The following is a 23,658-nucleotide window of genomic DNA, read 5'->3' as shown; positions in this document are numbered from 1 at the left end:
AAGAAACAGTCTACTAATTACCCCCACAAAAAAGATCGGAAAGTACCCCCATACTTTCCGATCCGAAACAGTCAAAAATCGACCTTAATCAATTTATTAACTTAACACATTACAAAGATATGAGAAAAATTTCTTTGAATGGGCTTTTTTGCCCAAAAAGTTTAGTATTTAAGCAAATATTACGAACTATGAAGATCACACTATTCCTTCTTTTGTTTGTAACGTTCCAGGCATACAGCCATGCTACTTACTCTCAAAGTGCAAGAATCAGCATCCCCCGTTCTGAGTTACGAGTAGGCGAAATCCTCGATAAAATCGAGGCTCAGACCGAATATTTGTTCGTCTACAATAAGAAAAGTGTGGACGTGCGACGCACTGTAAATGTAGATGCAGACAATCAACCTGTGTCCGAAGTTTTGGACGAAATTTTTAATGGTACCGACATCAGATATGTAATGGAAGGCAAGAATATAGTGCTGACCAAACAAAATGAAAAGGCAAATGAAATCATTACTGCCGTACAACAAGAGAATATCTCTGTGAAAGGTGTTGTTACCGATACGAAAGGTGAACCCATTATCGGTGCCAATGTCGTGGAAAAAGGAACTACAAACGGGTGCATTACCAATATAGACGGTGAGTTTACACTAAACACTCCAGCCAATGCAACGCTGGTCATTAGCTTTATCGGATACCAGCCTGTAACGATTGCTCTCAACGGGCAGCAAACTCTTAATGTACAGATGCAGGAAGAAGCCCTGTCATTGGAAACAGTTGTAGTAACCGCTATGGGTATCAAGAAAAAAGCAGCTTCACTGACTTACTCAACCCAACAAGTGGGCGGTGATGAACTGATACGTGCCAAAGATCCGAATATGATTAATGCATTGGCCGGAAAAACCGCCGGTGTATCTATTACACGCAACTCTTCCGGTTTAGGCGGTTCTGCCAAGGTTTCTATCCGTGGTATTCGTTCTGCCAATGCCGACGGTAACAACCAGCCATTATATGTCATTGACGGTGTGCCTATGCTGAATAATACATCAGAACAAGCCTTTTCCGCCATGGGTGGCAATAATGATACCGGTAACCGAGACTCCGGCGACGGTATCTCCAACCTCAATCCGGACGACATTGAAAGCATGAGCATCCTGAAAGGTGCTTCCGCCGCCGCTCTTTACGGTTCGCAAGCCGCCAATGGTGTAATCCTTATCACCACCAAGAAAGGAAAAGCAGGTATGCAACGCATCACCTTCTCTTCCAACCTCACTGTTGACCACGCCATCAGCCTGCCCGAATTCCAAAACAGATACGGCGCCAGCGGCGAAACCAGTTGGGGCGCAGAAAACGCAAGTATGAAAGCTTACGACAATGTGGGCGACTATTTCAGTAACGGAGTGACAGCTACAAACTCTTTATCCATCACAGCAGGAAAAGAGAAGATGCAAACTTACTTCTCTTATGCCAACACCACTGCCAGTGGCATTGTTGATGTAAACAAACTTCAGAAGCACAACATCACTTTCCGCGAAACAGCCTCCCTCTTCAACGAACGCTTGACGCTGGATGCCAACGTGAACCTGATGACCCAGAAAATCAAGAACCGCCCTACTTCCGGTGGTTACTATATGAACCCATTGGTAGGTTTATATTCCTTCCCACGTGGCGAAGACATGAGTGTTTACCGCGACAACAACGGCTTCGAAAGATATGATGACAACAGAGCTATGCCCCTACAGAACTGGTATACAGACATCAGTGGCTTCACTCAGAACCCTTATTGGCTAAACAACAGAGTTACCAGCAACGACAAACGTTTCCGCACAATGGCTTCATTGAGTGCTAACCTGAAGGTAAACGACTGGTTCACCATCCAGGCACGCGGCAATGTAGATTATATCAACGATAATTACGACCAGAAGATGTACGCCGGCACAGCAGCCGATGTGGCTCACGAAAACGGACGTTATATCAAGCTGAACCGTCAGGAATTCATGATGTACGGCGACGTGATGGCAATGTTCAACAAAACCTGGAACGACTGGTCACTGAATGCAGCCCTTGGTAGCAGCATCAACACTACGAAAGTGAACTCGCTAAGCCTCGACTCCGGAAAATCCGGCTTATACAAAGCAAACGTATTTACAGTTGCCAATATGAATCTGGGCGGCGCCGGTACTTCTTTCATCGACGAACTGAACGACCAAAGACGTACTATCCAATCCCTCTTCGTAACAGCACAAATCGGTTGGAAAGAAAGCCTTTACTTAGACCTGACTGCCCGTAACGACTGGTCGTCTACACTGGCCAACACGAAGAGCGAAGGTTCCGGTTTCTTCTACCCCTCAGTAGGTGTATCCTGGATTTTGAACCAGACACTCAACCTCCCGTCATGGATTAGCTTCGGTAAAGTCCGCGCATCTTGGGCACAAGTAGGTAACGACCTTCCTATCGGCATCACCAGCCCGGCACAGACTATTACAGCCGGTGGCGTAGTCAATCCTATCGACTATTACTTTGCCGAAGACCTGAAACCGGAAATCAGTACCTCTATCGAATTTGGTACCGAATGGAGATTCTTCAACAGTCGTTTGGATTTCGACTTCACGTTCTATCGCACTGATACCAAAAACCAATTGATTCGAGTGAACACTCCTGCCGAAAAGCGCCGTTTCCGTTGGATTAATGCAGGTAAGATTCGCAACACCGGTATTGAAGTCACCGTAGGAGCCACTCCGCTGATGAACGACAATTTCCGTTGGAAAACTCAGTTTAATTTCGCTACCAATAAGAATGAGATTGTATCTTTGGGTGGAACACCCAGCTTCCAGTATGCTTCCGGCAACGTAAGTATGCCTTATAAGATGATGGTTGTAGAAGGCGGTTCATTGGGCGACATCTACGGAAACGTATTTGTACGTGATGAAAGCGGTAAGATTCTTTTGGAACCGGCAACAGACAAAGATGGCAATGAAAACAAAAACGCCGGCCTGCCGCAGGTAACCACTGACAAGGCTGCGAAGATTGGTAACTTCAATCCCGACTGGACTCTTGGTTGGAGCAATAGTCTGACTTACAAAGGTTTCTCACTTTACTTCCTGATTGATACCCGCATGGGTGGCGACGTTATTTCACTGACGCAAGCCGGTCTGGATTATGCAGGTGTAAGCAAGGCAACCGGTGACGCACGCACAGCAAAGCACTACATGCTGGAAGGTCAGAAAATCGAGAACGTAAAAGGTTTCTATCAAATGGTAGGCGACCGCGGTAACGGTACCACAGAATTCTACAGATACGATGGAACTAACATCCGCTTGCGCGAGTTGTCATTGGGCTACTCCTTCCCGCAGCAGATGCTCGAAAAGACAGGATTCATCAAAGGTGTAGACCTCTCACTGGTGGCCCGCAATCTGTTCTTCATCTACAAAGATGCCCCGTTCGACCCGGACGCAACGATGTCCGTAGGTAATGATAACCAAGGTTTGGATACCTATGGTATGCCTTCAACGAGAAACATTGGATTCAATATTAAACTCACTTTCTAATACCTGAACGATATGAATAAGATAAAATATACAGCCGTACTACTCTTGGGTGGACTTTTAAGTCTTTCATCCTGCACCGATAATTTTGCAGAATTCAACGATACAAAAGGAGCTTATACAGACGATTTACAGAAATATGACAACCAGACCAACCTGGTGCCTTTCTCTACCATCCAAAAAGGTATCATATACCAGACGGGTGTAGAAGGAACCGACTGGCAATATCAAGTGATACAGAACCTGGTAGCCGATATGTATGGCGGATTTTTCCACGACATGAAGGGCGATTTCAACCAGAACAACTCTACTTACAAACTGAACAATGGTTGGACAAGCGCCATGTGGACCTATTCCTACGGCAACGTCATGCCTTCCATCGCTGATTCCGAAGAGTTGAACACAGCCGAAGACTGGCCCTTGTATCATGCTCTTACCAAAGTGCTGAAAGTAACCCTCCTGCATCGTGTAAGCGACTATTATGGTCCTATTCTTTATGACGGTTTCGGCACTGCCGCACAAACTCCCCAGTCCCAGCAGGAAGTTTACAAGCGTTTCTTCGAAGACCTGGCAACAGCCATCAATATTCTGAAAGATTATAAAGGCGGCGTATCTTTTGAAAGCGCCGACTTCATGATGCCGGAAGGCAAACGCACGCCTGCACAATGGCTGAAGTTTGCCAACTCTCTCCGCTTGCGCCTGGCAATGCGTGTATCCAATGTGGACCCCACTTTAGCCAAAGAACAAGCTCAGGCCGCATTAGACGCACAGAATGGCGGTGTATTGGAAACATCTAACGAAACAGTAGGCCAATATGGAATCCGCAACCCGCTGGGTGGTGTTTCCGGTTGGGGCGAAGTATTTATGAACGCCAGCCTGGAGTCTTTCCTGAAAGGATATAACGACCCGCGTTTGAAGTCTTACTTTAATGCCGCGCAAGATGGTAGAGACAATGATGGCAACATTACGCAGACCGTGGCCGGTGTGAAACAACTGACCAGCATCGAAGGCAAGTTTAAAGGTGTGCGCCAGGGAACAGGTGTAGGCGACAACCGTTACTCTACCCACTCACGAACCACCATTACCACCAGCAGCAAGATTATAGTAATGGCTGCTGCCGAGATATGGTTCCTTCGCGCAGAAGCTGCCTTGAGAGGCTTTACCTCCGAAGACGTGGAAAGTTGCTACAAGCAAGGTGTCACCACCTCCTTTGCACAATGGGACGCCAGTGGCGTAAGCGAATATCTGGAAAGTGAAAATACTCCGGCTGATTATGTAGATACATTCGATAAGAACTTTGATGCCAAAGCAACTACCAGCATCACCCCGAAATGGGATAATGCAGCTGATAATGAAACGAAACTGGAAAGAATCATCACCCAAAAGTGGCTGGCTATCTATCCCGAAGGTTGCGAAGCTTGGGCAGAACAACGCCGCACCGGCTATCCGAAACTCTTCAAAGTAGTAGTAAATAACAGTAGTAACGCCATTAGTACAGATGATATGATTCGTCGTGTATTCTTCAACCAAGACTATATCACGAACAACAAGCCGTTATATGATGCATTGGTTAGCAAGTTAGGCGGTCTGGATACTGGTGGTACCCGTCTTTGGTGGGATACCGGAAAGAACAATTTCTAATCCTAATAAAAGAAAACCAAGGTATAGAATTTTGATTAGTGGTGTTTTCTCCGTATTAGTTACGAGGGAAAAAGATTGGAAGGAGTAAAGTCATTTGGGGGGCTTTACTCCTTTTCTATCAGCGCATTACATTTACCGATCATTTACCGCAAGATGTAAAAGCATTTACCGCAGGATGTAACGACCTTTACCACCTATTGTAACGCTCTTTACCTCGGTATGTAACGGCCTTTACCTCGGCGTGTAAATGGAGTTACCATTTGGGGTAAGCAGAATCTTCATGGAATGAAAACAATCGTTGGGTTCGTATCTTTAATTATCACTTATAAACCTGTATCGGCAACTCCCCGCGCAATGCTCCCAAAACATTCACAGCAAGTGCCTCCAGTTCATCTTCCCCGGGATAGACATGCACCGGAGCAAGGAAAGAAACCCGTTCCTTCAAACGGGAAATGACATACTCTGAATGGGCTATGCCGCCCGTCAGCAAGATGGCATCTACTTTACCGTAAAGCACAACAGCGGCGGCACCCACACTTTTGGCAACCTGATAAATCATAGCATTCAGCACCAGTTCCGCTTTCGTATCTCCACCTTCTATGGACTTGATAATAGCAGGTATATCCGTAGTGCCCAGATGTGCCGCCAGACCGGCATGACCGGAAATACGCTTCTTCAATTCATCCTTCCTGAAACGATGGGAGTAACAAAGATCAATCAATGGGCCGGCAGGCAACGTCCCCGCCCGCTCGGGGGAGAAAGGGCCTTCACCATCAAGCGCATTGTTCACGTCGATGCAGCGACCGTGATTATGAGCGCCAACGGATATGCCGCCACCCAAATGGCAGATTATAAGATTCAGGTCTTCGTAGCGGACCGGATGGTTGGGAGAAGCGGTTGTAAGTTCGGCAGCATAGCGGCGGGCAATGGCTCGCTGATTCAGCGCATGCCAGATGGTGATGCGCGGCATCAGGGGCGAACCTGTGATGCGGGCTATCTCATCCAATTCATCCACTACACCGGGATCAGCAATGAAAGCACGGCAACCGGGAAGCAATGCAGCCAGTTCGGCAGCAATGAGACACCCCAAGTTACAGGCATGACTGCGCATGGCATGGGCAATGTCGTCCAGCATGGCATCATTCACTTCATATACTCCACCCGGAATGGGTTTCAACAATCCTCCACGCCCTACGATGGCATCAAATTCAAAAGGAATACCATTCTCCTTCAGGGCTTCTATCACCAGATTCTTGCGGAACTCAAACTGGTCGATGACACGAGGAAAATGGGAAAGTTCTCCTACCGAATGGCGGATGTTACGCACCAGAAGCGGAGTTGTGTCTTCATATACCGCAATCTTCGTTGAAGTAGAACCGGGATTGATAGCGAGGATTTTCATAATTTACAATTTGACGATTTACAATTTACGATTGGGATTGACCGCTTTATCATCCTGCCACCTTAGTCACAGGCACAAGTGAGGCATGCCATAGCAATGCTATAATACTTAGACAGGCCGGAATCGCTGCGCGAAGGCAGTACCACCGGACAAACAGGGCCTTGCAACAAGCCCGCCATATCGGCATGAGCAAACAGGGAAACAGCCTTATAAAAGGCGTTTCCCGACTCTATATTAGGGAATATCAGCACGTCCGCTTCTCCATTAATGGGAGATGCAATGCCTTTAATGTCACCACTTGTTTTCTCACAGGAAGTCTTCACATCCAGCGGACCGTCGATTATCACATCTCCGAATTCTCCGGCCTCTGCCAATTCCACGATGTTGACGTAATCTAACGAATGAGGAAACTTAGCACTCACCTTTTCCGTGCAGTGGATAAGAGAGATACGAGGTTGTTCGATACCGAAATGGCGGCAGGTATGTATGGCATACCAGATCATCTCTATGCGCTGCTGCAAAGTAGGCCGTGGAATTACGGCGGCATCCGAAAAGAAAAGCAACTTATCATACGTAGGAATCTGCATCACAGCCAGGTGGGTGAGGATTTTACCTTTAGGCAACAAACCCTTTTCTTTGTCGAGAATAGCACGCAAGAGGTTATCGGTATTGATAATCCCTTTCATCAGGATATCAGCCCCACCCTCGCGTACAATGCGGACAGCCTCACGCGCCGCCTCATCGGGATCTTCTATATGCACCGTCTTGACGTACTGGGGATATTGCTTCAATGTAGGGTATTTTTCAAGAATAGCAGAGTCACCGATCATCAGGAATTCCGCAATTCCTTCTTCCAGAGAACGGGCAATGGCATATTCCGTATTGGGATCATTGGCACAAACTACGGCAATACGTTTCCTCTTGTTTAAGGATTTCAAGTGTGAGGTTAATTGATCAAAGCTTCGAATAGGTTCCATAACGTTAGATTTTTAGCAAATATCTGAAAAAATGTCGAGAAATACAGCATAACGCCCTTGGAAATTTCATAATCTCAATTTCATTTTGATAGTTTTCATCACAGACTACATAGATTTACACAGATTATCACTTTTTCCCACTATTAGAATAAATCTGTGTTAATCTGTGTAATCTGTAGTGTAAACTAAATTTCGTTTTGAGTTATTTTATGTACTTTTGTCCCCATACGCAAAATATTGAATTATGAGCAGCCTTATTTTTCCACCATACGTACAAAAAGGTGATCGCGTCATCATCCTTTCTCCTTCCAGCAAGATAGACAAGTCTTTTTTGAAAGGAGCCCAAAAACGTTTGAAGTCCTGGGGACTGGAAGTAGTAATGGCTAAACATGCCGGTAGCTCACACGGAACGTATGGGGGTAGCATCAAGCAACGCGTGGAGGACTTGCAGGATGCCCTGGATGATGAAAAAGCCAAAATTATTCTCTGTAGCCGTGGTGGATATGGTGCAGTGCACTTATTAGGGAAACTCGATTTTACCCGTTTCCGTAAACATCCCAAATGGCTGATTGGTTTTAGTGATATCACTGCATTGCACAATGTACTGCAGAAAGAAGGCTTTGCATCGCTCCATGCGCTGATGGCACGCCATCTGACGGTAGAATCCGAAGATGATTTCTGTACACTGGCACTCAAGGATATTCTGTTCGGACATTTTAATCCGGAAACAGCAGAATCTATAGAAACCTCGGAGAATGGTTTCAACTATATTTGTCCGGGACATAAACTAAATCACAAAGGAACTGCCAACGGCATTTTACGAGGTGGTAACTTGTCCGTATTTTATGGATTGCGCGGCACACCTTACGATATTCCTGCCAAAGGAACCATTCTTTTTATAGAAGATGTAGGCGAACGTCCGCATGCGGTAGAACGTATGATCTACAACCTGAAATTGGGCGGTATATTAGAAAAACTCTCTGGACTCATCATAGGCCAGTTTACGGAATATGAAGAAAATAAGTCGCTCGGTAAGGATTTGTACGGTGCCATTGCCGATCTTGTAAAAGAGTACGATTACCCCGTCTGCTTTAATTTCCCGGTAGGGCATGTCAGTATGAACCTACCCATGATAAACGGAGCAGAAGTTACGTTGGAGACCGGAAAAAAAGAAGTGAAACTAAGTTTTAATTTAGATAAAGAATGAAACGGAATTATACTCTCATCCCTTTATGCCTGGTGTTGCTTGCATTCATAGCATGCAGCAACAATACCAAGAAGGCAAGCGACGACACTGAAGCAACTGCTAAAAACGTCGTCAATGTTCCACAGTTCAATGCAGACAGTGCTTACCAGTATGTGAAAGCACAGGTTGACTTCGGTCCACGCGTTCCTAATACGAAAGCGCATGTGGATTGTGGTAATTATCTGGCTGATAAACTGACCGAATTCGGTGCAAAGGTTACTAACCAATATGTAGACTTACCTGCCTATACCGGTACATTACTAAAAGCCCGCAATATTATCGGTTCCTACAAACCGGATACGAAAAAGCGTATCGTCCTTTTTTCGCATTGGGACAGCCGTCCGTGGGCAGACGCTGACCCGGACGCTAAAAAGCATTACACACCCATTTTAGGCGCTAATGACGGTGCCAGCGGTGTAGGCGTATTATTGGAAATAGCACGTCATTTGCAGAAACAATTGCCGGAAATGGGTATCGATATTGTTTTTGTAGATGCCGAAGATTATGGAACACACCAGGCTTACAACGGCCCGCATAAAGAGGAATACTGGGGACTCGGTTCACAGTATTGGGCACGTAATCCGCATGTGCAAGGATATAATGCACGCTTCGGTATACTGCTGGACATGGTGGGGGGCAAGAATGCAGAATTCCGTTATGAAGGTTTATCTCATGAAGTAGCTCCCAATGTCAATGAGAAAGTCTGGAAAACAGCCAATGCTTTAGGTTTCGGGCGCCATTTTGTACAGAAAAAAGGCGGTTTCGTGACCGATGACCATACGTTCATCAACAAGTACGCCAAAATTCCAACCATTGATATCGTTCCTTATTATCCGGAAGGTGATTTCTTTGAGCATTGGCATACTGTGAAAGATGATATGGATGCTATTGATAAAGCTACATTGCAAGCAGTGGGACAGACGGTAATGCAAGTTATTTACAGCGAGAAATAATTCATAAATAAAAAACATAAATCAAGAAATATGAGTATCAACGAAGCACAAGACGAAGTAATTGCGGAATTCAGCGACTTTGACGATTGGATGGACCGTTATCAACTCCTCATAGACTTAGGAAACGAGCAGGAACCGCTCGACGAAAAATATAAAACGGAACAGAACCTGATTGAGGGTTGCCAAAGCCGTGTATGGCTGCAAGCTGACGAAGAGGATGGAAAAATTATCTTCAAAGCTGAAAGCGACGCTTTAATTGTAAAAGGTATCATTTCGTTGCTGATGAAAGTCCTTTCCGGGCACACGCCGGACGAAATTCTAAATGCCGATCTTTATTTCATCGATAAGATAGGATTGAAAGAACATCTTTCGCCTACCCGTAGCAATGGTTTGCTGTCTATGGTGAAGCAGATGCGGATGTATGCGCTGGCTTTCAAGGCGAAAAATAGCAGCATATAGAATGTTTTGAAAAACTAAATAAAATTGCCCGAATATACTGGTTATTCGGGCAATTTCGTTAATAGTCAAACTAATCATTTGATCACCTTATAAAATGCGATAATCGGATTGTCTGTATCAGGATTATAATTACGAAATATATCAGGATAGTTCTTATTCGGTTCTTCTGATAGAGCATAATCAACAGCTTCAGGAGTGATAATCCCCCAAAATTTACCCTTATATACCCCATCAATTAAGCGAAAAACAGGGACTGACTTACCAGCTTTATCCGTTAACCTTTTACCACAATAGATTTGTTTTTTCTGAACTAAATCATAGAGCCCTAACTGTAAGAAGCCATCTTTAGAAAATTGAAAATAAAGAAGATCATTACACCTGCATATTTTCTCTAATCCTATAGAATACTCCGATTTCATTAAGTTCCACTCATCCGCTTTATCCTCTATTTTAGAAAAGGGCAAAGGATTAGGCAATTCTATCTCATACAGAGCTTTCAAGCCCTCCGGACTTAATTCATAGACCACCGAATCAAAGGCTTTGCAATAATACAATACTGAATCATTATAACTAAATGGTTGCCCCGGAGTAAAATGATAAGAAGACTCTGCTTCATTATGCGGAAAATAACGTTGCCCCATGCGAGTACCATCTTTCGATATCAATAAGGAATAATAAAGAGTCGTATCATTCGCATAATTATTATGATATCTATTATCATAATAATAAACTCCTCTCAATGAAGCCATTGCTGTAGGATCAGGTTTCTCAAGCTTTTGCATTTTGATATATGCTCCATTATCTGCATTATAATATAGAAGAGATTGCCTGAAATTATCAAATATGACTAATTCTCTATTTTGCTCATTGACAACAAAAGCATTGACATTCATATATTCACCAGGTCCGGCTCCTTTAGCATCTATTATATAAATAACATTGCCTTGCATATCATAACAGATTATTCTGGAAAGTCTATCATGCACGTAAATTTTCTCGTTTTTAATTTGCACTTCCTGTATGGAGGTAAGTAACGGTTCAGCAGCCAGTTGAATATAAGAAGTGGTCTCAAGAAAATTTCCTAATTTCTCAAAATCAAAATCTTCGACTTCCACCGTTATAGCTTGTAGATTCTCTGTAGCAATATTCTCTATTTGAGACAATCCATATTCTTTTTTACTCTTGCTTTGGCAGGAATAAAAGAAAAGAAGGAGTATTATAATACAATAGATATGTTTCATAATGGATTATAAACTAGAATCGTCCTCCACATTGTACAGGAGTGCAGGAATAAGGAACCGCACAAAACACACAAACCCTTTCTACACTACTTGTAAACCAGCCACCTCCCAACTGAAGTGTACAGCGTTTCGTTTCTGGCTGTAACCAACTATCAGATCTAAATCTTTAATTCTTTCATTAGTGTATTTATGACATTGAGTTATTGCCCAAACAGCAGAACCCAATGCAATATTTTTCTCCAACAGTTTCAGATTGCACTCCTTTAACTCACTATTAATTTGATAGTTATTTCTAATCATTACGATCAGCCCTATTGAAAGAACAAACAATAATGTAACTAAAATAGTATTCTTCTTTATTCTCATCCATTTACTATTTATAAATTACAAATGTAGGTATCTCTCCTCAATAAATTATCATTATCAAGATGGACAAATTCTCTTTTATACCTATAACACAATCTTTTATATATCAATCAAATACAAGTTTATCACCATAATTATGGTGGACAAATACACCCACAAAATAGTATAAACTGACACTAGCCATACATAAATAATAAATCATTTTTTAAGCATAACTAAAAGTGCCGTCAGAAGCCTTTCTGGACGGGGTGACTGTTTTTTACTAATTTTCCGGTAGATTTTTACTAATTTTCAGTCGTGAATTTAGTAAAAATCCGAAGCCCTTTTAGTAAAGGGTGGGACGGATGTATTATGTGTAACTATTTTTTCTTATATAAGAGCAAATTATGGACAGAACTTTAGTATTGGCTTTAATTCCTCTAGCTCCTCCTGAGAAAGATTATGTACCAAGTTATTTTTTAATGATTACTTAACAAAACCTATATCAGTCCTAAAATGCTATTTTATTCATCTCCCTCCTGATATTCCAGAATATCTCCCGGCTGGCAATCCAGTATTTTACAAATAGCCTCCAGTGTAGAGAAACGGATAGCTTTCGCTTTTCCCGTTTTCAGAATAGATAAATTAGCAGGTGTAATATCCACCTTTTCGGCCAGCTCTCCTAAAGATATCTTTCGGCGAGCCATCATTATATCAAGGTTTACTATAATCATATAAAGCACTTTTATCAAGGTTAGAATTAAATGGTCAGATCCTGTTCTTCTTTCATCTTCAGTCCAATAGCGAACACCTCTGCCACAATCAGGGCCGAAATCCCCAATACCAGTGAAGTAATATGCACCATATCCGCCATACTCAATGAATACCCTGTCACTGAAAAGACCTTTTCCACGTTATGAAAACTCAGGAACGCAAGAAGGAAGGTACATACAAAACCAATAATAAGCAGCACCCCTAAACGCCTGAGCCGGCGGACATTCTTCCAATTGAATATATCGGATTTATTAATCGACACAATAAGACGGATAAAAAGTACTACAGCCCAGACAATGGCAACATAGTTTACAATAAGAATCAGGAGAGAAATAATTCTGGACAACACACTTGGTTGTGTATTCACACTGACAATCATTTGCCCGTAAGCAGCAGGCACATATTTACCGGATTTCTCATTGTAAACAGAGTCTATCAAGATATCTCCGCCCAAATCTTTTGGTACCAGCTGCACGACTTGCACATTACTAATCTCTTCTTTTGCCTTTGCATCAATCTTGGAGTCAATACCTTTCTCGATCCCGGTTTTAATTCCCAAACCGACATAATAAGTAGTCTCTAAAACCGAATAACCCAGCACAAGTAATACGATCACGCAAAGAATATTCAATCTTCTTTTCATACTTCAACAGTTGTATTAGATAATTTATAGGAATTCATTATTCGCCAGGACAATATAAACAAGAGGAAAGCAATTACAAGACCTATCAGATAAGCTTTTTCTCCTATTAATTCACTGCTATATTCCACATCCGGAAATTTGAGAGCAAGATAGACAGAAAGACTGTTGTTCATAATGTGAATCAGGATACAAGGTATCAGACTATGTGTCTTATAATAGATCCATGCAAGAATAAAACCGATCAGCGTAGCTCCTACAACCTGTGCCGGATTCATATGAAAGATACCGAATATCAAGCCGGATATCAAAATAGCCGTCACCGGATGATACTTTTTCAAAAGAACTTTAGTGATCGCTCCGCGAAACAATAGCTCCTCCAAAATAGGTCCCAATATAGCTACACAAAGAATACCCAGCCAACCGGATTGCAATAAGCCAAAAGTATCACTCAGCCAGTTAGGTAAAAATGTGAGATGGGACATTAGAAAGTCAATCAAGTAAATCATGGAAAGCCCCATTATGACACTCCAGAATAAATAGCTCACAGACACAGGTGAATACAATTGCTTATCTTTCGTCAGATAACCTTTTTGCCACAAATAAATCAGCATAAAAACAAATCCTGCCAACAAAGTAGGAGCCAAAGCAAATTCGTCTGCCCTGTCTATAGTGCCGTATTTTACGTACGCATAGATCATAGTAAATGGTCCCACTGCCAATGCCCCGAGAATTTGCATCGCCAAATAAATAAGAGCCAGTTTTATTGCCGTTTTCATCGTTGTCGTCTTTTAGAGTCTACAAAGATATATTTTCTCTACTAAACCATCAAACTGTAGCTCCTATGCCACAAAGAACAGCCATCAACATGGAGAGGGAAATCACTAATAAAGAGATACTCATAAATGCCTTTTTCATAATCGTCAACCTTTATATGTTTTGTTATTCAATAATAATTTATCGTTTTTCGATATGCAAATAAAGAGGTATTTTTTGAGACTAACAAGTAAAACAGAAAATATTTATCGAAAAACAATAAAAAAAATACGTTTTTCGATAATCACGCAAGAAAATATAAAAGAGAAAGGGAAAATTAAAGATAACGGGAAGCCATTTCTTTATCTTTATGAAGCTGGGCAATCAGTTCATCTATGGAGTCAAATTTCAACTCAGGACGGAGATAGCGGACAAAAGAAAGGCAGATATATTGCTCGTAAATATCTGAATGGAAATTAAATATATTCACTTCAATGCTACGGTCAGTGCCGTTAGCCATTGTGGGACGGTAGCCAATACTGAGCATACCGCCATAAATCTGGCCTGCTACGGTAACGCGCACTGCATATACCCCATCGGAAGGAACTAACTTATCCGGATCATCCACCCGGAGATTTGCAGTAGGAAAACCTATTTTACGACCAACACGATAACCACTTACTACCATGCCATTCAAGAAATAATCATATCCCAGACAAGCAGCAGCTTCCGAGACGTTACCTTCCGACAGCAATTGCCGGATAACAGAAGAACTGACTGCAACATCCTTATCTATATATGCACGTGCAAGAATAACTTCTATGCCCAACTCCTGCCCATAGCGTACATAGTCATCAAAGCCTTCACTACGATTATGCCCAAAACGGTGATCGTATCCTATAACAAGGGCACGTATATTATAATGATCATAAAGGAACAGCATAAACTCCTTCGCTGAAAGAATAGCAACTTCAGGAGTAAAATCAAGCATCATGCAATAATCCAAGCCGGTTTCGGCGAGCAAGGAAACTTTTTCTTCACAAGTGGTCAGTAGCTCAGGGTGATACTCCGGCTGTACAACCTTGCGCGGATGTACAGGAAAAGTCACCACTCCCGAAGCAAAGCCATGCGCAGCAGCTACTTCGCGCACCTGTTCAATCAGGTAGCGATGTCCTCGATGCACTCCGTCAAAAAAGCCTATGGTAGCAACACAAGGCTGAGGAAGCACTTCCGGTATGTTACGAAGCAACTGCACTACTTTAATTTTTAATTATCAATTGTCAATTGAATAAATGGCTCCAGTCTTCACATGCTTTCGGCGTATAGGTAGAAATACCCAATGTTTCCGCCACACGACAATTCTCGGAAGAATCATCTATAAAGAAAGTTTCTTTGGGATCTATACCTGTCTCTTCCAACAGTCTCTCAAAAATAGCAACGTCCGGCTTTACCATCTTCATTTCATAAGAAAGGAAAATCTTCTCAAAATAATCTTCTACCCGGAAAGCCTTGTAGTGGAAAGCATGCTTACACGACCACTTCCAGTGAATTTCATTGGTATTACTCAACAGATAAACCACATATTTCTCACGAAGTTTCAGCAACAAATCCAACTTATAGGTAGGAATACCTCCCAGAAAACTATTCCAGGCGGCATCTATACGGGCATCGGTCACTACCTTCCCTATCTGTTCACGGATCGCATTCCGGAACTCCGCACTGGTAATCAGTCCTTTTTCATGCTGCAAGAAGAAACCTTGCTGATGACAAACATCAAGCATAGCCTCTACATTGGGCATACCTAACCTTGCAAAATTCTCAACACAACGCTGACGGTCCAGGTCGATCAACACACCGCCAAAATCAATAATAAGGTTTTTAATTCCTTTTTCTTTCATTTTACTTCTGAGTTAAACGTCGGATGAAACGTATCGCTTCACCTACCCATAATACCAGTGAAGTAGAAGCAATAATAATCACCCAGGTGACTAAATCAAGTGGCACAGTACGGAATACGGCACCACCGAACTGTACAATAAGGAACTGTCCGACTAAGATAGCAAGTACTATCAGTTCCATACCATACGATTTGGAAATCCCTTTGAAAGCGGAGTCTGTAGTACCAAACACACGCGCATTGAAAAGGTTCCAGAATTGCAGCATCACGAAGAATGTGAAGAATATGGTCAGGCGTTCCGGTGTCATACCGCCCTCGGCATGATTAAACCAGTACAACATTCCCATGAGTATAATCAGGAAAGCACCACCTACACCTAAAATATAGGAGCGCATGGCTTTCGAAATAATAAAGTCATTGCTACTGCGAGGCTTCTCTTGCATGACACTCTCACTGGGCGGAATAGAAGCCAGAGCCAAAGCGGCAAAAGTATCCATAATAAGATTTACCCATAACATTTGAGTTACAGTAAGCGGTAATTCCGTACCTATCAAGGAGCCAAGCAAAACGATAAGCAAAGCCACAAAATTAATAGTCAACTGAAAAACAATGAAGCGCTGGATATTCTTGTACAGCGAACGGCCCCACATCACGGCTGTGCCGATACTATTAAAGGAATCGTCAAGCAGGGTTATATCACTGGCTTCCTTGGCCACTGATGTTCCCGTACCCATAGAAAGACCTACCTGTGCATGATTCAGCGCAGGGGCATCATTTGTACCGTCTCCTGTTACCGCTACCACCGCACCTTTTTGCTGCAACAACTGCACCAGGCGTTGCTTATCCGTAGGCCGCGCACGCGACATAATTTTCAAATCCATCACACGGTCCAGTGCTTCTTCATCTGTCAGTTCTGCAAAGGCAGCTCCTGTTATCCGGTTACGTTCCGTATCTTCCGGCTTCCACAAACCAATCTGACGTGCTATTTCCGTAGCCGTACCCGGTGTATCTCCCGTTACAATCTTGATATCGATACCGGCCGACTGGCATTTCGATACCGCCGCAGGCACATCCTGACGAATAGGATCACTGATAGCAACCACACCCAGGAATGACAAATCATGATCGGCAACCAATTCCACACAATCTCTTGTATCCGTATCTTCTACGATCTTGAAAGCAAAACCAAGGGTACGCATCGCCATGTTCTGATAACCCAGCAATTGTTTTTCTACCGTAGAGCGATACTCTACCGCATCGACCCGTTTGCCATCCAGAATAACATCTTTACATTTGCCTAAAACAATTTCAGGAGCACCTTTCACGTACAATACCTTCTTACCCATCAAAGGAGACTTCACCAAAGTCGCCATGAATTTACGTTCGGTAGAGAAAGTCAACTGGTCAACAACCGGAGCATTCTCACGCAACTCCAAATAATCACGGTTCTGACTATTCAACCATAAAAGCAAAGCCACTTCCGTAGGATTTCCTACACCTTTAGGCTTCTCACCTTCCGCCATTTCTTCCAGAAAAGCTGTGGAATTGGTACTGATTCCCTCTACTACCAATTTACTGATATCATCGCCGCCAACTTCCCCGCCATTTTTCAAACCATAGAAACTCGGTTCATAAACTTGCATCAGATTTTGAGTCAATGTACCTGTCTTATCCGTACAAATCACAGTGATGGCACCCATCGTCTCGCAAGCATGCATTTTCCGAACCAGATTGTTGGTAGAAAGCATACGGCGCATATTCAATGCCAGACTCAATGTCACACTCATCGGCAACCCTTCGGGCACTGCAACCACAATCAGGGTTACTGCCATCATAAAGTATTGCAAGGTAGCTTTCAATGCCGGAAGCCAGTCTGCAAAAGTATGGAAAGTAGAGAAAGGATATACCAGTATTACATCTTTAATAAAGAAAATGGCAAATGCCAATCCGGCTACCGAGAAACCAATCTTACCAATCAGATTGGCAAGTTTGGTAAGCTGTATGTTCAGCGGAGTAGGCTCCGTACTCTGTTCCGTACTCTGTCGGGCTACCTTTCCGATTTCCGTATCATCCCCCACACTGAGCACCCGCATTGTCCCATGACCATCTACAACCGTAGTACCACGCAATACACGATTGGAAGCATATGTAGCTTCTTCATCAAAATCAGCTTCTACAGTCGTCTTACTAACTACAGGTTCACCAGTCAGATTAGATTCATTGATTTGCAAAGAAATAGCTTCCAGCAGTTCACCGTCAGCAGGAATTTCTTCTCCTGTTTCCAGAACGATAATATCTCCTACTACCACATCTTTCCGGGGAATCTCCTGCACGCGACCATTACGGATAACTTTCACCAAAGTTTCCTCATTGACCGCATTCAGCAAATCAAATTTTTTATTAGCATCATATTCAAAGAAGAAGCCGATTCCGGTAGCCAGCAATATGGCGGCAATAATACCGATTGTTTCGGCATATTCATTCTCTACGATTGAGATGATCAAAGAAAATAGTGCAGCAACTAAAAGCACCCTGACAACAGGGTCTTCAAACTTTTCAAGATATAACTTCCATAGGGAGGGACGCTTGGGAGGCGTTAACAGATTGACTCCGTACTTCTCGCGGCTTTTTCTTACTTCGTCGTCAGTAAGTCCGCCATGATAAAAATCATCCTTCATTGCAGTCATGCAAATTGTTAGCTTTAATTAAGAGCCACAAAAGTACAATATTAATTTGGGATACCGAATGTTATTAAATCTTTTTATAGGTTAGTCTTACCATCAATCTCTGTGCCCTGTTCCTTAATCTGACGACCATTGATCGGAAGTATAAACCAGAATGTAGATCCCTTACCATATTCAGATTCCACACCAATCTTCCCCCCCAGTTTACGGATAATCATTTCACAAATAGCCAATCCCAGACCAGTACCTTTTTTATTCTGTTCCACCCGAACAAAGCGTTCAAAAATATGATTAACCTTGTCTTCCGGAATACCGCTACCGGTATCTTTCACATAGAAATAAAGACCTTCAGCACAACGGTTATAGCCAAAAGTAATGCTACCCTCATCTGTAAACTTCACAGCATTGGTCATGAAATTGGAAACGACCTGTTGCAAACGGTTTCTGTCTGTATACATAATACATTCATCCGCAGGAGTTTCTCTGATAATCTGGATAACAGCAGCTTTATCTTCCAGTCTCATACGGAACAATTGTTCTATATCAAGCATCAGTTGCTTGACGTCCACCTCAGAGAACGTAAACTCCAATGTACCTGCTTCTATTTTTGAAAGGTCAAGAATATCAGCAATCAATTGCTGCAATAACTCATTATTAGAATGCACTATTTCCAGAAACTGTGTTTTTTCCTCTTCCGTACCGGCAGAAGCCAGCAATTCGGAAAAGCCGACGATAGCATTCAGTGGCGTACGTATCTCATGGCTCATATTAGCAAGAAAAGCAGATTTGGAACGATCTGCATTCTCCGCTTTTTCACGGGCTTTATGCAATTCCACTTCTGCTTTCTTCAAGCGTGTAATATCATGTACAGTAATTACCATGCCTTCCTTATCATCTATCTCCATATATTCGCCGGAAACATACGTATCACATTCAGATACCTCTCCTCGCCTATCCCGTATATCGAGTGTAGCCTCCAAGTCTGTAAAACTACTTTTTGCACGATAAGTCTCTTCTATCTTTCTCCGGATAGGGCAACTGCCGCAAAGTTCATGCGTTCCGCATCCTCCTTCGGCGGACAATGCGTTATTACAACGCAGCAAATCTCCTACACGGGGTAATCTACCTTCCGGCTTACGGGCTTTGGTGATATCATAATAGTTTGTCCGGGTAACAACAAAATCCCTGTTTATCAAAAGAATAAAAGCATGAACATTTTGCATAATGGAACGAAACAGTTCTTCTGAGCTGCGCAATGCTTTTCTGGCGTTTCCTGCTTTAAGCAGCAGACGTCTACTTCTACCGAGTTCAAACACATACAATAGCAATACTCCCACAAGTACCGCCATACCGATCAGAATTAGTATCGTCATAAAGAGTTCATTTACAATAAAAACGAAACAAATATATCTCTTTCAAATCAAAACCGGAAACAAAAGAGCGGTATTTATTGTTATTTATAAAGAAAACCTAAAAAATAGTTTTATGGACAAGTACATTTGCACAGTTTGTGACTACGTTTACGATCCCGAAATGGGCGATCCGGAAAACGGCATTGAGCCGGGAACATCGTTTGAAGACCTTCCTGAAGATTGGGTTTGCCCGCTATGTGGAGTCGGAAAAGAAGAATTTGAGAAAGCGTCTTAAGACGCTTTCTTTTCTTTTACATCACTACTTGCTTCTACTACATTTACCACATAATCGCCCAGCTTTTCGCACTCTGCGATAATATCCATATAGTAAACGCCCATCTGATAATCATATTCTTTATTATTTACATCCAGAATATTCTGATTCTTCAGCTGATTGCGATAGTTATTAATTTCATTCTCAATATTGAATGACTTATTCACGTCAATACTTTGGTGGTCGGAGCGTTCCACAACGACAATCATTTGTGCCAACGCATCATCCGTCAGTTTCATCATAAAGTGAATATGATCATATTGCTTTTCTGTGAAGTCCTGATTGGTCTGACGTTTACGATTGATAGTACGAGCAAGATTATAGCAACTATCACCAATACTTTCAATTTCCGTGACCTCACGAAGCATGGCACGAATCTGCAGCTTACTTTCTGAACTCAAACGTCCGTCGGACACTTGGTTCAAATAATTGGCTATCTCCAATTCCATATTATCGCTGATATTCTCATATTTCTCGATACGGCTGAACAGCTTATTATAATCATCATCCTTATCCGTATGCAACAGGTCCTGTACCATATTGAACATACGATGAGTACGCTCTGCAAACAGATGAATTTCTTTACGCGCCTGCAATATGGAAAGCTCCGCTGTAGAAAGCATACCACCGGAAATAAAGCGAAGACGATATTCCTCGTCGGCTTCTTTCTGCGGAATAATGGCGCAAACCGTACGTTCTATCAATTTCACAAACCAGATCAACAACAATACATTGCAGATGTTGAAGCAAGTGTGAAATGCTGATAACTTAAATGAAACGGCTACAGCAGGATCTTTCGTTCCCATCACGTTTTCCACAAACCACGATACACCACTCGTGAACGGTGTAAAGAGACAGAGTACCCAGATCACACCGAAGACATTGAATACCAGGTGAGCCAATGCAGCCCTCCTCGCCTGCGTATTACCGGTTAAAGCAGCAAGATTGGCAGTAATAGTAGTACCGATATTCTCGCCCAATACTAATGCCGCCCCCAATTCAAAGCTTATCCATCCATTGGCACACATGATAAGCGTAATAGCCATCGTCGCTGCCGATGCCTGCACAACCATAGTCAAAATAGTACCAATAAACACAAACAACAGAATAGAAATATATCCCATATCGGTATAACTCTGTACAAAAGCCAGCATTTCCGGATTTGCTTTCAAATCCGGTGCATTGGATTGTAACATAGAAAGTCCCATAAAAAGGAAAGAGAAACCGAAAATAAATTCACCGATAGACTTACGATGACTTTTTTGAGAGAAGAGAAGAGGGATGCCAAAGGCAAGTAGAGGAAGTGCGAAAGCGGCTATATCAACTTTGAAGCCTAATGCCGAGATAATCCATGCTGTAACGGTAGTACCGATATTAGCTCCCATTATTACACCAATGGATTGGGATAAAGTGAGTAGTCCGGCGTTTACAAAACTCACCACCATAACGGTAGTTGCAGAAGAAGATTGAATCAGTGCTGTGATCAGCACACCCGTCAGCACCCCGGTTACCCGGTTGGTAGTCATTGCCGTTAGAATTTTCCGGAGCCTGTCGCCGGCAAACTTTTGAAGTCCTTCACTCATTATCTTCATTCCGTACAAGAATAATGCCAGTGAGCCAAGCAGCTTTAAAAAATCATAAAAAGAATATTCCATCTTTAATTAATTAGAAGGTTTTATGCCACATCTGTTATTATATCTATATTTAACGTATTAATCACCTAAAAAGGAGACGTCATGAAACACATGTTACAAATTTGTTGCAAAAATAATAATATTTCTAAAGAATTCCCCATCGGGAGTTCACTTTTGGATATTTATTACGGTTTTAATCTTAATTTTCCCTATCAGGTTGTCAGTGCGAAAGTTAATAACCGGTCCGAAGGATTGAATTTCCGGGTATATAATAATAAAGATGTAGAATTCCTCGATATACGCGACTCATCCGGCTTGCGGACATACGTACGCAGCCTTTGTTTCGTACTTTATAAAGCTGTCAGCGAACTGTTTCCCGATGGCAAACTTTTTGTGGAACACCCTGTCTCCAAAGGATATTTTTGCAATCTCCGCATCGGACGCCCAATTACCCTGGAAGATGTATCCGCCATTAAAAAGCGTATGCAGGAAATCATAGATGAAAATATCACATACCGCCGCACAGAATGTCATACCACCGAAGCAGTACGCATCTTCAATGAACGGGGAATGACGGACAAAGTGAAACTACTGGAAACCTCAGGTTCTATCTATACCTATTATTATTCGTTAGGCGACACCATCGACTATTATTATGGTAACCTGTTACCCAGTACCGGTTTTATCTGGCTGTTCGATATCGTAAAATACTACGATGGCTTGTTACTGCGCATACCCAACAAAGCAAATCCCAATGTTTTGGAAGAAGTTGTCAAGCAAGAAAAAATGCTCGATGTCTTCAAAGAACATCTCCGTTGGAACTACATCATGGGATTGGGCAATGTAGGAGACTTCAATCTTGCCTGTGAACAGGGGCATGCCACCGACCTGATCAACGTAGCCGAAGCACTGCAAGAAAAAAAGATAGCCCAAATTGCCGATGATATTTATCACCGTGGTGAAAATGGCAATCGTGTGAAACTGGTACTTATCTCCGGTCCCTCTTCTTCGGGTAAGACCACTTTCAGCAAACGTCTTTCCGTACAGCTTATGACGAACGGACTTCGCCCATATCCTATAGCCTTGGATAATTACTTTGTGAACCGGGAAGATACCCCAAGAGATGCGAATGGCGATTATGATTACGAATCACTTTACGCACTCGATCTCAAAAAGTTTGAGGAAGACCTGAAAGCTCTGTTAAGAGGTGAAGAAATAGACTTGCCGAGTTTCAACTTCACCACCGGGCAGCGTGAATATAAAGGTGACAAGTTACGGATAGACGAGCATACCATCCTTATTCTGGAAGGTATTCATGCACTGAATCCTGAACTCACCCCGCAAATACCGGCAGAGAATAAATACAAAATCTATGTGTCCGCCCTGACTACTATTTCCCTGGACGACCATAACTGGATTCCCACTACGGACAACCGTTTGTTGCGCCGTATTATCCGAGACTTCAACTACCGCGGCTACTCGGCACGGGAAACCATTTCCCGCTGGCCCAGTGTACGAGCCGGAGAAGACAAATGGATATTCCCTTATCAGGAAAATGCTGATGTGATGTTCAACTCCGCACTGTTGTTTGAATTTGCCGTACTGCGCTGCCATGCCGAACCCATATTGACCAGTGTGCCTCGCAACTGCCCTGAGTATGCCGAAGCGTACCGTTTGTTGAAGTTCATCAAATATTTTACACCCATACAAGACAAAGAAATACCGTTTACCTCATTATTACGTGAATTTTTAGGCGGAAGTAGTTTCAAATACTAAAAGAT

19 protein-coding genes are annotated in these 23,658 nt (G+C 42.7%); 7 read left to right on the top strand and 12 right to left on the bottom strand.

Annotation, left to right across the window (positions count from 1 at the left end; all coding sequences use genetic code 11):
• Positions 1-119: 119 nt before the first annotated feature.
• Together DW182_RS05455 and DW182_RS05450 are read left to right on the top strand one after the other, a co-directional pair.
• Positions 120-3,545, top strand: a complete 3,426-nt coding sequence (locus tag DW182_RS05455; protein WP_118294903.1) for a TonB-dependent receptor — start codon at positions 120-122, stop codon at positions 3,543-3,545.
• A 12-nt stretch (positions 3,546-3,557) separates the two neighbouring features.
• A complete protein-coding gene (locus DW182_RS05450; protein WP_118294902.1) occupies positions 3,558-5,183 on the top strand; it encodes a SusD/RagB family nutrient-binding outer membrane lipoprotein in 1,626 nt (541 codons plus the stop codon).
• Between the two features lie 319 nt (positions 5,184-5,502).
• On the opposite strand, the gene buk is transcribed toward DW182_RS05450, so the two are convergent.
• The gene (gene buk / locus DW182_RS05445; protein WP_115502110.1) at positions 5,503-6,585 is read right to left on the bottom strand and encodes a butyrate kinase; all 1,083 of its coding nucleotides are present in this window, start codon (positions 6,583-6,585) and stop codon (positions 5,503-5,505) included.
• 62 nt (positions 6,586-6,647) lie between these two features.
• Positions 6,648-7,562 (bottom strand): phosphate acyltransferase, encoded by a 915-nt coding sequence (locus tag DW182_RS05440; RefSeq protein WP_007662020.1) that lies wholly within the window; start codon positions 7,560-7,562, stop codon positions 6,648-6,650.
• Between the two features lie 244 nt (positions 7,563-7,806).
• Here DW182_RS05440 and DW182_RS05435 point away from each other — a divergent pair, with 244 nt between their 5' ends.
• From DW182_RS05435 to DW182_RS05425, 3 genes are read left to right on the top strand one after another with little or no spacing between them, the layout of a single operon-like run.
• Complete coding sequence (locus DW182_RS05435) at positions 7,807-8,769, top strand: LD-carboxypeptidase (protein ID WP_118294901.1); 963 nt, start codon at positions 7,807-7,809, stop codon at positions 8,767-8,769.
• A complete protein-coding gene (locus DW182_RS05430) occupies positions 8,766-9,761 on the top strand; it encodes a M28 family peptidase (protein WP_118294900.1) in 996 nt (331 codons plus the stop codon). Before DW182_RS05435 ends, DW182_RS05430 begins: the two co-directional genes overlap by 4 nt.
• Positions 9,762-9,791: 30 nt before the next feature.
• Complete coding sequence (locus DW182_RS05425; RefSeq protein WP_118294899.1) at positions 9,792-10,220, top strand: SufE family protein; 429 nt, start codon at positions 9,792-9,794, stop codon at positions 10,218-10,220.
• Between the two features lie 74 nt (positions 10,221-10,294).
• Here DW182_RS05425 and DW182_RS05420 read toward each other — a convergent pair whose 3' ends face one another.
• The 9 genes from DW182_RS05420 to DW182_RS05380 all read right to left on the bottom strand — a co-directional run bounded on the left by DW182_RS05420 (position 10,295) and on the right by DW182_RS05380 (position 19,930).
• Positions 10,295-11,461 (bottom strand): 6-bladed beta-propeller, encoded by a 1,167-nt coding sequence (locus tag DW182_RS05420; RefSeq protein ID WP_118294898.1) that lies wholly within the window; start codon positions 11,459-11,461, stop codon positions 10,295-10,297.
• 81 nt (positions 11,462-11,542) lie between these two features.
• Positions 11,543-11,827 (bottom strand): hypothetical protein, encoded by a 285-nt coding sequence (locus DW182_RS05415; RefSeq protein WP_147400111.1) that lies wholly within the window; start codon positions 11,825-11,827, stop codon positions 11,543-11,545.
• A gap of 503 nt (positions 11,828-12,330) precedes the next feature.
• Positions 12,331-12,540, bottom strand: coding sequence for a helix-turn-helix transcriptional regulator (locus DW182_RS05410; RefSeq protein WP_007662013.1), 210 nt, complete (start codon positions 12,538-12,540; stop codon positions 12,331-12,333).
• Positions 12,541-12,566: 26 nt separating this feature from the next.
• Complete coding sequence (locus DW182_RS05405; protein ID WP_118294896.1) at positions 12,567-13,223, bottom strand: DUF2975 domain-containing protein; 657 nt, start codon at positions 13,221-13,223, stop codon at positions 12,567-12,569.
• Positions 13,220-13,999: a type II CAAX endopeptidase family protein gene (locus DW182_RS05400; protein ID WP_118294895.1), complete on the bottom strand. Its 780-nt coding sequence runs from the start codon at positions 13,997-13,999 to the stop codon at positions 13,220-13,222. The genes DW182_RS05405 and DW182_RS05400 overlap by 4 nt, the downstream gene beginning before the upstream one ends.
• 314 nt (positions 14,000-14,313) lie before the next feature.
• Positions 14,314-15,231, bottom strand: coding sequence for a bifunctional riboflavin kinase/FAD synthetase (locus tag DW182_RS05395; protein WP_118294894.1), 918 nt, complete (start codon positions 15,229-15,231; stop codon positions 14,314-14,316).
• Positions 15,232-15,256: 25 nt separating this feature from the next.
• Positions 15,257-15,874 (bottom strand): HAD family phosphatase, encoded by a 618-nt coding sequence (locus tag DW182_RS05390; protein WP_118294893.1) that lies wholly within the window; start codon positions 15,872-15,874, stop codon positions 15,257-15,259.
• 1 nt (position 15,875) lies between these two features.
• Complete coding sequence (locus tag DW182_RS05385; RefSeq protein WP_118294892.1) at positions 15,876-18,560, bottom strand: calcium-translocating P-type ATPase, PMCA-type; 2,685 nt, start codon at positions 18,558-18,560, stop codon at positions 15,876-15,878.
• Between the two features lie 74 nt (positions 18,561-18,634).
• A complete protein-coding gene (locus DW182_RS05380; RefSeq protein WP_118294891.1) occupies positions 18,635-19,930 on the bottom strand; it encodes an ATP-binding protein in 1,296 nt (431 codons plus the stop codon).
• A gap of 112 nt (positions 19,931-20,042) precedes the next feature.
• On the opposite strand from DW182_RS05380, the gene rd reads away from it, so the two are divergent.
• A complete protein-coding gene (rd, locus tag DW182_RS05375) occupies positions 20,043-20,204 on the top strand; it encodes a rubredoxin (protein WP_021967231.1) in 162 nt (53 codons plus the stop codon).
• Here the strand turns inward: rd and DW182_RS05370 are convergent.
• Positions 20,201-21,898: a Na/Pi cotransporter family protein gene (locus DW182_RS05370; RefSeq protein WP_118294890.1), complete on the bottom strand. Its 1,698-nt coding sequence runs from the start codon at positions 21,896-21,898 to the stop codon at positions 20,201-20,203. The genes rd and DW182_RS05370 overlap by 4 nt on opposite strands.
• Positions 21,899-21,979: 81 nt before the next feature.
• Between DW182_RS05370 and DW182_RS05365 the strand changes: the two genes are divergently transcribed.
• The gene (locus tag DW182_RS05365) at positions 21,980-23,653 is read left to right on the top strand and encodes a nucleoside kinase (protein ID WP_007662003.1); all 1,674 of its coding nucleotides are present in this window, start codon (positions 21,980-21,982) and stop codon (positions 23,651-23,653) included.
• The last annotated feature ends 5 nt before the right edge of the window (positions 23,654-23,658 follow it).

The organism is Bacteroides sp. AM16-24 (genome assembly GCF_003471885.1).
Classification (GTDB): domain Bacteria; phylum Bacteroidota; class Bacteroidia; order Bacteroidales; family Bacteroidaceae; genus Bacteroides.
This window is presented reverse-complemented; position numbering and strand designations above follow the sequence as displayed.

Coding starts and splice junctions, on each gene's coding strand:
- DW182_RS05455 (WP_118294903.1), top strand. CDS start 120: ATGAGAAAAATTTCTTTGAATGGGCTTTTTTGCCCAAAAAGTTTAGTA.
- DW182_RS05450 (WP_118294902.1), top strand. CDS start 3,558: ATGAATAAGATAAAATATACAGCCGTACTACTCTTGGGTGGACTTTTA.
- buk (WP_115502110.1), bottom strand. CDS start 6,585: ATGAAAATCCTCGCTATCAATCCCGGTTCTACTTCAACGAAGATTGCG.
- DW182_RS05440 (WP_007662020.1), bottom strand. CDS start 7,562: ATGGAACCTATTCGAAGCTTTGATCAATTAACCTCACACTTGAAATCC.
- DW182_RS05435 (WP_118294901.1), top strand. CDS start 7,807: ATGAGCAGCCTTATTTTTCCACCATACGTACAAAAAGGTGATCGCGTC.
- DW182_RS05430 (WP_118294900.1), top strand. CDS start 8,766: ATGAAACGGAATTATACTCTCATCCCTTTATGCCTGGTGTTGCTTGCA.
- DW182_RS05425 (WP_118294899.1), top strand. CDS start 9,792: ATGAGTATCAACGAAGCACAAGACGAAGTAATTGCGGAATTCAGCGAC.
- DW182_RS05420 (WP_118294898.1), bottom strand. CDS start 11,461: ATGAAACATATCTATTGTATTATAATACTCCTTCTTTTCTTTTATTCC.
- DW182_RS05415 (WP_147400111.1), bottom strand. CDS start 11,827: ATGAGAATAAAGAAGAATACTATTTTAGTTACATTATTGTTTGTTCTT.
- DW182_RS05410 (WP_007662013.1), bottom strand. CDS start 12,540: ATGATTATAGTAAACCTTGATATAATGATGGCTCGCCGAAAGATATCT.
- DW182_RS05405 (WP_118294896.1), bottom strand. CDS start 13,223: ATGAAAAGAAGATTGAATATTCTTTGCGTGATCGTATTACTTGTGCTG.
- DW182_RS05400 (WP_118294895.1), bottom strand. CDS start 13,999: ATGAAAACGGCAATAAAACTGGCTCTTATTTATTTGGCGATGCAAATT.
- DW182_RS05390 (WP_118294893.1), bottom strand. CDS start 15,874: ATGAAAGAAAAAGGAATTAAAAACCTTATTATTGATTTTGGCGGTGTG.
- DW182_RS05385 (WP_118294892.1), bottom strand. CDS start 18,560: ATGACTGCAATGAAGGATGATTTTTATCATGGCGGACTTACTGACGAC.
- DW182_RS05380 (WP_118294891.1), bottom strand. CDS start 19,930: ATGACGATACTAATTCTGATCGGTATGGCGGTACTTGTGGGAGTATTG.
- rd (WP_021967231.1), top strand. CDS start 20,043: ATGGACAAGTACATTTGCACAGTTTGTGACTACGTTTACGATCCCGAA.
- DW182_RS05370 (WP_118294890.1), bottom strand. CDS start 21,898: ATGGAATATTCTTTTTATGATTTTTTAAAGCTGCTTGGCTCACTGGCA.
- DW182_RS05365 (WP_007662003.1), top strand. CDS start 21,980: ATGAAACACATGTTACAAATTTGTTGCAAAAATAATAATATTTCTAAA.